The 7,044-nt window shown below is 63.5% G+C and carries 7 protein-coding genes and 1 rRNA gene; 6 read left to right on the forward strand and 2 right to left on the reverse strand.

Annotated elements, in window-relative coordinates; genetic code table 11:
- The 3 genes from atpD to CH262_RS22350 are packed head-to-tail and all read left to right on the forward strand — an operon-like array spanning position 1 to position 2,306.
- The gene (atpD, locus tag CH262_RS22340) at positions 1 to 1,449 is read left to right on the forward strand and encodes a F0F1 ATP synthase subunit beta (protein ID WP_027497899.1); all 1,449 of its coding nucleotides are present in this window, start codon (positions 1 to 3) and stop codon (positions 1,447 to 1,449) included.
- A gap of 30 nt (positions 1,450 to 1,479) precedes the next feature.
- Positions 1,480 to 1,839: a F0F1 ATP synthase subunit epsilon gene (locus CH262_RS22345; RefSeq protein ID WP_027497898.1), complete on the forward strand. Its 360-nt coding sequence runs from the start codon at positions 1,480 to 1,482 to the stop codon at positions 1,837 to 1,839.
- 29 nt (positions 1,840 to 1,868) lie between these two features.
- The gene (locus tag CH262_RS22350; RefSeq protein ID WP_027497897.1) at positions 1,869 to 2,306 is read left to right on the forward strand and encodes a DUF2550 domain-containing protein; all 438 of its coding nucleotides are present in this window, start codon (positions 1,869 to 1,871) and stop codon (positions 2,304 to 2,306) included.
- A 19-nt stretch (positions 2,307 to 2,325) separates the two neighbouring features.
- Here the strand turns inward: CH262_RS22350 and CH262_RS22355 are convergent, their stop codons facing one another.
- The gene (locus tag CH262_RS22355) at positions 2,326 to 2,919 is read right to left on the reverse strand and encodes a cob(I)yrinic acid a,c-diamide adenosyltransferase (RefSeq protein ID WP_032385053.1); all 594 of its coding nucleotides are present in this window, start codon (positions 2,917 to 2,919) and stop codon (positions 2,326 to 2,328) included.
- A 53-nt stretch (positions 2,920 to 2,972) separates the two neighbouring features.
- Here CH262_RS22355 and murA point away from each other — a divergent pair, with 53 nt between their 5' ends.
- A complete protein-coding gene (gene murA / locus CH262_RS22360; RefSeq protein ID WP_027497895.1) occupies positions 2,973 to 4,226 on the forward strand; it encodes a UDP-N-acetylglucosamine 1-carboxyvinyltransferase in 1,254 nt (417 codons plus the stop codon).
- Here the strand turns inward: murA and pdxR are convergent.
- Complete coding sequence (gene pdxR / locus CH262_RS22365; protein WP_230591030.1) at positions 4,219 to 5,622, reverse strand: MocR-like pyridoxine biosynthesis transcription factor PdxR; 1,404 nt, start codon at positions 5,620 to 5,622, stop codon at positions 4,219 to 4,221. The two genes, murA and pdxR, sit on opposite strands and share 8 nt — an antisense overlap.
- A gap of 92 nt (positions 5,623 to 5,714) precedes the next feature.
- Between pdxR and CH262_RS22370 the strand changes: the two genes are divergently transcribed.
- Both CH262_RS22370 and CH262_RS22375 read left to right on the forward strand, forming a co-directional pair.
- Complete coding sequence (locus CH262_RS22370) at positions 5,715 to 6,398, forward strand: pyridoxamine 5'-phosphate oxidase family protein (protein ID WP_032385052.1); 684 nt, start codon at positions 5,715 to 5,717, stop codon at positions 6,396 to 6,398.
- Between the two features lie 551 nt (positions 6,399 to 6,949).
- Positions 6,950 to 7,044, forward strand: a 16S ribosomal RNA gene (locus CH262_RS22375); the annotation flags it as partial.

The following is a 7,044-nucleotide window of genomic DNA, read 5'->3' on the forward strand; positions in this document are numbered from 1 at the left end:
ATGACCGCAGCAGTAGCCCAAGAGAACGCGAGCGGAGCGGACACACAGTCCGGCCGTGTCGTTCGGGTCATCGGCCCCGTTGTGGACGTCGAGTTCCCGCGCGGCTCGATTCCCGCACTGTTCAACGCCCTCAACGCAGAGATCACTCTGCCGACCGTGGCCAAGACCCTGACGCTCGAGGTTGCACAGCACCTCGGTGACAACTTGGTTCGCACCATCTCGATGCAGCCCACCGACGGCCTCGTCCGTGGCACGGCTGTCGTCGACTCCGGCAAGCCGATCTCGGTTCCCGTCGGTGACGTCGTCAAGGGCCACGTGTTCAACGCCCTCGGTGACTGCCTGGACACCCCCGGACTCGGCCGCGACGGCGAGCAGTGGGGCATCCACCGCAAGCCACCAGCCTTCGATCAGCTCGAGGGCAAGACCGAGATCCTCGAGACCGGCATCAAGGTCATCGACCTGCTGACGCCGTACGTCAAGGGCGGAAAGATCGGTCTGTTCGGTGGTGCCGGTGTCGGCAAGACCGTGCTGATCCAAGAAATGATCACCCGTATCGCACGCGAGTTCTCGGGCACCTCGGTGTTCGCAGGAGTCGGCGAGCGTACTCGTGAGGGCACCGACCTTCACCTCGAGATGGAAGAGATGGGCGTCCTCCAGGACACCGCCCTCGTCTTCGGACAGATGGACGAGCCGCCCGGCACGCGTATGCGCGTGGCGTTGTCGGCACTGACCATGGCGGAGTACTTCCGCGATGTGCAGGGCCAGGACGTGCTGCTGTTCATCGACAACATCTTCCGCTTCACGCAGGCAGGTTCGGAGGTGTCGACCCTTCTCGGTCGTATGCCGTCTGCCGTCGGTTACCAGCCCACGCTGGCGGACGAGATGGGTGAGCTCCAGGAGCGCATCACCTCGACCCGTGGCCGCTCGATCACCTCGCTGCAGGCGATCTACGTCCCCGCCGACGACTACACCGACCCGGCTCCGGCCACGACGTTCGCGCACCTCGATGCGACGACCGAACTGTCGCGTCCGATTTCGCAGATGGGTATCTACCCCGCTGTGGACCCGCTGAGCTCGACCTCGCGCATCCTCGAGCCCGGCATCGTCGGTGCCGAGCACTTCCGCGTCGCCAACGAGGTCAAGCGCATCCTGCAGAAGTACAAGGAGCTGCAGGACATCATCGCCATCCTCGGTATGGACGAGCTTCAGGAAGAGGACAAGGTTCTGGTCGGCCGCGCACGCCGTCTCCAGAAGTTCCTCGGCCAGAACTTCATCGTTGCCGAGAAGTTCACCGGCGAGGCCGGTTCGGTCGTGTCCCTCTCGGACACCATCGAGGCGTTCGACAAGGTCACCAAGGGTGAGTACGACCACCTTCCCGAGCAGGCCTTCAACAGCTGTGGTGGTCTCGACGACGTCGAGGCAGCCGCGAAGAAGATGGCCGGAAAGTAGACCGACGTGACTTCTTCCGAGAAGAGCGGCATGGAGGTCTCCCTGGTCGCTGTGGAGCAGAAGCTGTGGTCCGGTACTGCGACCATCGTCAGTGCTCAGACCACCGAAGGTGAGATCGGCATCATGGCCGGCCACGAGCCTGTCCTCGGCCAGCTGGTCGAGGCGGGCACGGTGTCGATCACGACGACCGACGGCGAGAAGATCATCGCTGCGGTGCACGGTGGCTTCCTGTCGGTGACGGGTAAGACCGTCACAGTGCTGGCGGAGTCCGCCGATTTCGCCGATGACATCGATGTCGAATCGGCACGGGCTGTAGTGGCAGAGAACGGCGACGACCTCGAGGCCATTGCGGTGGCCAAGGGACGTATCCGCGCTGTCGAGCGGTCCTAGGTTCACGAGAAGCCGCGACGAGACCTGCGATGCACTCCGGATTGATTGCTCTGATCATTCTGGTTGTGCTGCTCGCAGGGCTCGTCGCGGCTTTTGCGTATCGTCTTGCAGTGCTGCGGCGAGGTGGTACGGCAGCGATCATGCGCGTGCTGCCGTCCGAGGGCGGTGCCGGTTGGCGACACGGCATCATTCGGTACGGCGACAACACGTTGGTGTTCTTCAAACTGTCCAGTCTGCGGCCCGGGCCCGATCATCGGCTCGGTAGACAGGACGTTCAGGTGGGGGACCGACGGGCCCCCCGCGACACCGAGTTCGACATCATGACTCCGGACATCGCTGTGCTGGAGTTGTCGGACAACGGCAAGAAGTACGAAATGGCACTGGACAGAAGTGCGTTGACCGCTTTCCTGTCCTGGGTGGAGTCACGCCCGTCGGGGCGCTCGCGCCGCCGTCGGCCGGCGGCCTGAACGAGTCGCTTGCCGGAAATCAGTCGGTATCGGTACCTGTCGAGCGGCTCGCTCCGGGTACCCACTGCACGTCGCCCTCCGGGTTTGCGTACCTGCTCAGGATGAACAGCAGATCCGAGAGCCTGTTGAGGTACTTGGCCGGTAGATCGCTCGTGGTTTCCGGGGAGGCGTGAACCGCTGCCCAGGCCGACCGCTCCGCGCGCCGAGCCACGGTGCGCGCGACGTGCAGCAGCGCTCCCAGAGGTGTTCCGCCGGGCAGGATGAACGACGTCAACGCCGGTAGCTCGTCGTTGAATTCGTCGCACCAGGCTTCGAGGCGGTCGATGTAACTCTGATCGATCCTCAGCGGTGGGTATTCCGGATTGTCGACGACAGGCGTCGACAGATCGGCACCGGCGTCGAACAGGTCGCTTTGAACGGTCCGGATGACGGTCCGCACGGATTCACTCGGATCTCCCAGTGCCAGTGCGACTCCGAGGCTCGCGTTGGTCTCGTCGCAATCTGCGTAGGCGATGAGCCGCTCGTCGTTCTTGGAGACCCTCGAGAAATCGCTCAATCCCGTGGTCCCGTCGTCGCCGGTCCGGGTGTAGATGCGCGTGAGGTGAACGGCCATGCGGCTACGGTACCGCGCGGGTGCCGGTCGGTACCGCTGGCTACGCTGTCGAAGTGAGTGAACGCTTTTTGGTCAACGGTGGTAATCGCCTCGTGGGTGAGGTGGCGGTCGGTGGTGCGAAGAACAGCGTCCTCAAGCTGATGGCCGCGGCCCTGCTCGCCGAGGGAACCAGCACGATCACCAACTGCCCCGACATCCTGGATGTTCCGCTGATGGCGGAGGTGTTGCGCGGACTCGGGTGCGAGGTGGAGCTCGACGGTTCGGTCGTCCACATCACGACCCCGGCGATGCCGAAATACCACGCCGATTTCGCGGCTGTTCGCCAGTTCCGAGCGTCGGTCTGTGTCCTCGGCCCTCTCGTCGCGCGGTGCAAGCGAGCGGTGGTGGCATTGCCGGGCGGAGACGCCATCGGGTCGCGTCCGCTGGATATGCACCAGTCCGGACTGCAGTTGCTGGGGGCGCGCAGCGAAATTCAACACGGATGCGTCGTTGCGGAAGCCGACGAGTTGCGCGGCGCGAACATCAGGTTGGCTTTCCCCTCTGTGGGAGCGACGGAGAACATCCTGATGGCGGCTGTGCTCGCTACCGGTGAGACCGTGATCGACAACGCGGCACGCGAACCGGACATCGTCGACGTGTGCAACATGCTCAACGAGATGGGTGCCGATGTCCGGGGCGCAGGCACCTCGACCCTCACCATCCGGGGTGTCAGCGCGTTGAAGCCGACGACTCATCGCGTCATCGGCGACCGAATTGTCGCTGCCACGTGGGGAATCGCGGCCGCAATGACGCGCGGGGACGTTCGCGTGCGGGGGGTCAACCCGAAGCACCTGTCGCTTGTGCTGGACAAGCTGCGGTCTGCAGGTGCCGAGGTGACCAGCGAACCGGACGGCTTCCGCGTCGTTCAGCACGAACGGCCGCGAGCAGTGAACTTTGCGACGCTGCCGTACCCCGGGTTTCCGACGGATTTGCAACCGATGGCTATCGGGCTCGCAACCGTCGCCGACGGGACGTCGATGATCACCGAGAACGTGTTCGAGGCACGCTTCCGGTTCGTCGAGGAGATGATCCGACTGGGCGCTGATGCGCGTACCGATGGCCACCATGCTGTGGTTCGCGGTGTTCCCCAACTCTCCAGCGCGCCGGTGTGGTCTTCGGACATTCGAGCTGGGGCCGGGCTGGTCCTGGCCGGGCTGGTGGCGGACGGTACGACCGAAGTGCACGACGTATTCCACATCGACAGGGGCTATCCACGATTCGTGGAAAACCTGACCGCTCTCGGCGGGAGCATCGAGCGGGTCAGCTGACCGACCTCTTCTCGAGAGCGTCGACCAGTACCCGGAGCGCGCGCTCGAATCGATCGTCCGCCACCGACCCGTAGCCGATGACGATGCCACCATCAGTGGTCGGCGATCGCGTCGAATGTGCGAGTGTCGGCAGATCGACCCCGTTGTCCGCGCAGTCGGCTGCAATCTCGCGTGCAACGTCTGCGTCGAGTACGAGCACCGTGTGCAGCCCGGCACCGACGCCCCGAAGTTCGCCGAATGGCGCCAGCGCAGCGGCGACGACGCGGTCACGTGCCCGATAGATCCGACGTGCCGTGCGTACGGACCGGTCCCATTCGCCGTCCCGCAACAGTGAGGTCATGGCCTGCTGGACGGGAACCGACGGGAAATCGCCGATGGCGCGACGTGTGTCGGTGATGCGTTCGACCATCGACGGGGGAGCGACCATCCATCCGAGGCGTACGCCGGCACCCAGTGTCTTCGATACCGTTCCCAGGTAGACGGCACGGTCCGGAACGAGCTCGGTGACCGTCGTCAAAGGTGCTATGCCGTAACGGAATTCGGAATCGTAGTCGTCCTCGATGATAGTGGTTCCGGTACTTCGTGCCCAGTCCGCCAGGGCGCGCCGACGACCGATGGGCATGAGTCCGCCGGTGGGGTACTGGTGTGAGGGAGTGACGTAAACGGCCGGGGTGCCGTGAGGAACCGATTCGAGCTCGTCGACGACAAGGCCCTCGCGGTCGACGGAGATGTCGTGAACGGACCACCCGCGGTGTGTAGCGAGGGCAGCAGCAGCCCGGTATCCCGGATTCTCCAGTGCGAGAACATGTTCGACGCCGACGTTTACAGAGAGGGAACCCAGTGCCAGGTCCAGACCGTGAATGCTGCCCGTGGTGACGACGATCGAACTCGCGGTGGTGTGCAGCCCGCGAGCACGGCCGAGCAAGTCGGCAATGCGCATCCGCAAGTCGAGTGAGCCGGCCGGATCGGGATAGTCGCCCGGTGGGGGAGAGCCACCGACGTCTCGCCATGCCCGCTTCCACGCATCGGATGCGCGAGGCGGAGTCCACGGTATTCCGGGGCGCAGCGAAATGCGCTGCGTAGTGGGTGGGCCTTCCTGTGCTCGGTGCAGCCTGTGGTCCGACCGAACGGCATGCGGAACATCTCGGACGTAGTTGCCGGATCCGCGACGTGCCTCCAGCCATCCTTCGGCGACGAGCTGCTCGTACGCCTTCTCCACCACCGCACGAGCCAGACCCATTTCGACGGAAAGTGCTCTGGTACTTGGCAATCGGACGCCCGGCTCGAGCTCGCCGCGATCGATTGCCGCCCGGATACCGTCGGCTACCTGAACGGGCAACGTGCGGTGGTCGGCTCGATCTATCGCGATCGACAGGGCATTCGGCGGCAAGGTCATCGTGCGTCACCTGTTCATGGCAGAAAGTGGCCTAGCGTTATTGCTCCCTATTGGACCATGACAGTGAGCCAACGGGGCGGCACTCTGGTGGCATGACGGCCGACGAAACACTTCTGTCCCCAACATCCAGAACCACCGTGGTCCGAGGTCGGCAGCGTGCGCAGTCGGAGCGGACGGCGTTGCTCGACGTGCTCCGATCGGCTCGCCTCTGTCATATGGGGGTACTGGTGGGGAACGTGCCACGTGTGCTCCCGACCGTGTTCGGCCTGGATCCGGAGGGGCCGGACAGGGCGGGAACCCTGTACCTCCATGGTTCGGTCGCCTCTCGAAGCCTGGTGGAGGCGCCTGATCAGGACATCTGCGTGACGGTCACGGTCGTCGACGGGTTGGTCCTGGCCCGGTCCGCGTTCCATCACTCGATGAACTATCGAAGCGCCGTCATCGTGGGACGGCCACGTCGAGTGGAGGACGAGGACGAACGGGCACGGGCATTGGACGCCATAGTCGATCAGGTCGTTCCGGGTAGAAGCACACATCTGCGGGCGCATACGAGGAAAGAGCTTGCGGCGACGAGCGTGTTGGCGCTTCCGCTGTACGAAGCATCGGTGAAAGCGCGGACCGGCGGACCGATCGACGACGAGGCCGACATTGCCGCAGGTGACGTGTGGGCGGGTGTGATTCCGACCGGTGAATACGTCGGCACTGCAGAGCGTGGGGAAGATGTGGAACCGAACCTCGATGTGCCCGACCACGTTCTGGCGTTGTCCCGCGTGTGAAAGCGATTTCTGTCGACCGTTCGCAAGATATGGCTGGCGTCACACGCGGGGAGATGTCGGCCGAATGCGAGGCACCCATGCGCGCGGCTCCTCCGACCTGCGCAGATGCCGGCGGTAACTCGATCCACCTGCCGATTTGCGTGTGTGGGGTTGGTGGCGTAACTTTTGTCGAGTCAGAGCGACGGACACCGACCCGGTCTTCACGGACTGGGTGAACGAGGTTGGACGTGTGGCTCGGCAGGTTTTATCCCCCAAGAGTCGGGCCTTGTGTCCGAGACCAAGCTGGGATAGGCTGGAACAGTTGCCCTTGAGGCCTACGGATCGTGTGTTCGTGGGGTTCGAGTGTGTGCGTGTTCTTTGAGAACTCAACAGTGTGTCGATGAATGTCAGTGCCGAATTTTATTTGGTGAAAGCATTCGATGTATCAGCCATCCGCTTGTGGTGGTTGTTGTCGGGTGTTGTTTTGAAAATGCTAGTTGAGTTTATTTGCTAGTGATTTGACTCTTTATGTTTATGACTGATTTGCAGTTTCGACTGTTGATCGAGAGTCTTTTACGGAGAGTTTGATCCTGGCTCAGGACGAACGCTGGCGGCGTGCTTAACACATGCAAGTCGAGCGGTAAGGCCTTTCGGGGTACACGAGCGG

Source organism: Rhodococcus sp. 05-2255-1e, from assembly GCF_002259025.1.
Classification (GTDB): domain Bacteria; phylum Actinomycetota; class Actinomycetes; order Mycobacteriales; family Mycobacteriaceae; genus Rhodococcoides; species Rhodococcoides fascians.